Below are 2,303 nucleotides of genomic sequence, written 5' to 3' on the forward strand. Positions count from 1 at the left end.
TGCCGCTTTCGAAAGACAGCTGCCTTACCTCGCTGTATTCGTAGATACCATCCTTGTCTGTTTGTTTCAGCCGGTAATAGTTGTTACCCCTGAGCGGTGTCTTGTCGGTATAGCTGTAGACCAGCTTTTCATTGCTGTTACCCTCAGCAGCTTTGCTGCTTACAAAGCCGATACCGGTCCATGCCTCGCCATCTGCGCTGCGTTCAATAGCAAAGCCCTCATTGCTGGCTTCAGATAGGGTCGTCCATCCGAGCAATGCTGTGGCGCCTTTGCGGGTTGCCGTGAAACCGGATAAGCGAACCGGGAGCACACCGCAAGTGACATCAAAAGAAACAGTATCGCTGCTTTTGCAGGCTCCCGAAGGTGTGGTGATCGTCCACACAAATTTATACTGTCCTATTACGGTAAGGTTTCGCGCCTTGGTAGCGGGGCTAGTAGCTGCATCGATAACCGGGCTGGCACCTGATGGCGCTGAGGCCACCGTCCACACGCCTGTGCCGGCACCGGTGGCATTACCGAGAAGCGATACAGTGTCGGCGCAAACGCCCGTTTGGTCGCTGCCGGCATTCGCGTTAATGACCTGGTTCAGATGAATCGTAAAATCGTATTGCAGCGGTCCGGGGATGCCGGAACAGGCGTACTCCTGCTCCAGGAAAGGCCCGGCCCCATTGCCGGAAAAGGGGATAAGCCGGATCACATAGTCGCCAGGCTTATCCAGGTTGGATACTGTGGTTGTAGCCTGTGTAATGCGACGCAGGTTACTGGCTGTGAATACGGGCGTGGCTGAGCCGGCTGGCTTGGACAAGACCTGGAAATTATAATATCCGCTAAACCCCTGGAAGTAGCTGCTATTGACCACACCCTGGTACACCTCTGGTAGCCTGATCGTTGCGCTTACACTACCGGTGCCGGGGTAACAGGCTGTGGTATCAGGTACAAAAAGCGGCGGGCGGCTGTTGTCTGAGATATGGATATAGTAGCTCTGGGAGCGGAAACAAGGTGAAGTACCCACCTGTACAGTAAACACGTAGGTGCCGACTTTCCAGCCACTGGCCCCCGGGTCCACGCTCACCGTGCGATTGGCCGTACCGGCGCCCGTTTGCGTAAGCACAGGCGTGCTGGCCCCGGGAGGCAATATCCCCGAGCTGGCAACCGTGGTTACAATCGTGGTGGGATCGTCGGCAGGGTTAATGCTGAAATAGAACAGTTCCGGAGTCGAAGTGCCGGCAATACCGCAATGTACTTCTCCCCCTGTGCTTCCACCAGAATAAAGCGCCAGCTGTTCCGGCGCCCCATGCCCCGTGGGCTGGAAGTTAACCGCGTGGCTGTTTATGCCTGTAACGGTAAAAGTCATGGAGGGTGAGGTTATGGTGCCACAGCAATTGCTTACGGTAATGGTGAAAGTATAAGTCCCCAGAACGCCGGCGCCCGTTACATAGATCCGGCGTCCTTCGATCCTGGCAAAAGCAATATTTCCTCCGGCCGGCTGGCTGCTTACATTAAGGGTAATGGTTGTGCCGTTGGCCGCAGCGCCGGCCGAGCCGGAAGTACTGCTATTGAAAGCGGGGCCGGAAGTAAAATCGAAGAACTGCGAAGAAACGGTATCGATGCATTTTGTGGTATTGCTCACATTCAGTGCCGGGTTGGGACAGAAACGCACGATCGCCGTGTCTTTGTAGGAACAGATACCATCATTGGATACGATGGTGAGAATAGCGTAATAAGCGGGATCGACCTCGTGGTTGGCCTTATTGATGAGGGAAAAGACGGGATTGGCGATCGTATTGTCGCTGAAAGAGGAATTGGTTGTAACCACCGTCCCGAAATTCTGGCTGCTGAAAATATGGACAGCAGACCAGGAGCCCGTAAAGCCCGGAGGGATTACCCCATCGAGCGTGGCCATTCCGGTAGTCGCACAGATCCCGGTCTTATCCGGACCAGCGGTAAAGGATGAGGGCCTGGGGTGCGCGGTGATCGTAACCTGCGATTGCGCCACCCCGGTACCGCAAGGATGGCTGAGCTGGAACACATAGTCGCCGTCTGCGGTCATCCCGGTTACATTGGTGGTCAGAGCGCCTGGTGTGGCAATGACCGGCGTTACCGGGCCGGATACGAAGCTCCAGCTTGGGCTGCCGGCGCCTACGGTGCCCGATACGCCGCCGGTTAAAGTGGTAGTAGAGCCGCATACAACAGCATTACCACCGGCATTGGCGGTGCAATCCTGCGCCAGGGCTATGCCTGCGCCCAGGAGCACAGCAGCAGCAGTAAGCAATACCGCCTTTAAAGTAAATTTTGCGTTCATT

At 55.8% G+C, this 2,303-nt stretch carries 1 pseudogene; it reads right to left on the reverse strand.

What is annotated here, in order from left to right:
• Nucleotides 1-2,303, reverse strand: a pseudogene (locus DZC79_RS20970) (hypothetical protein); the annotation flags it as partial.

This window comes from Taibaiella helva, assembly GCF_003545695.1.
Classification (GTDB): domain Bacteria; phylum Bacteroidota; class Bacteroidia; order Chitinophagales; family Chitinophagaceae; genus Taibaiella; species Taibaiella helva.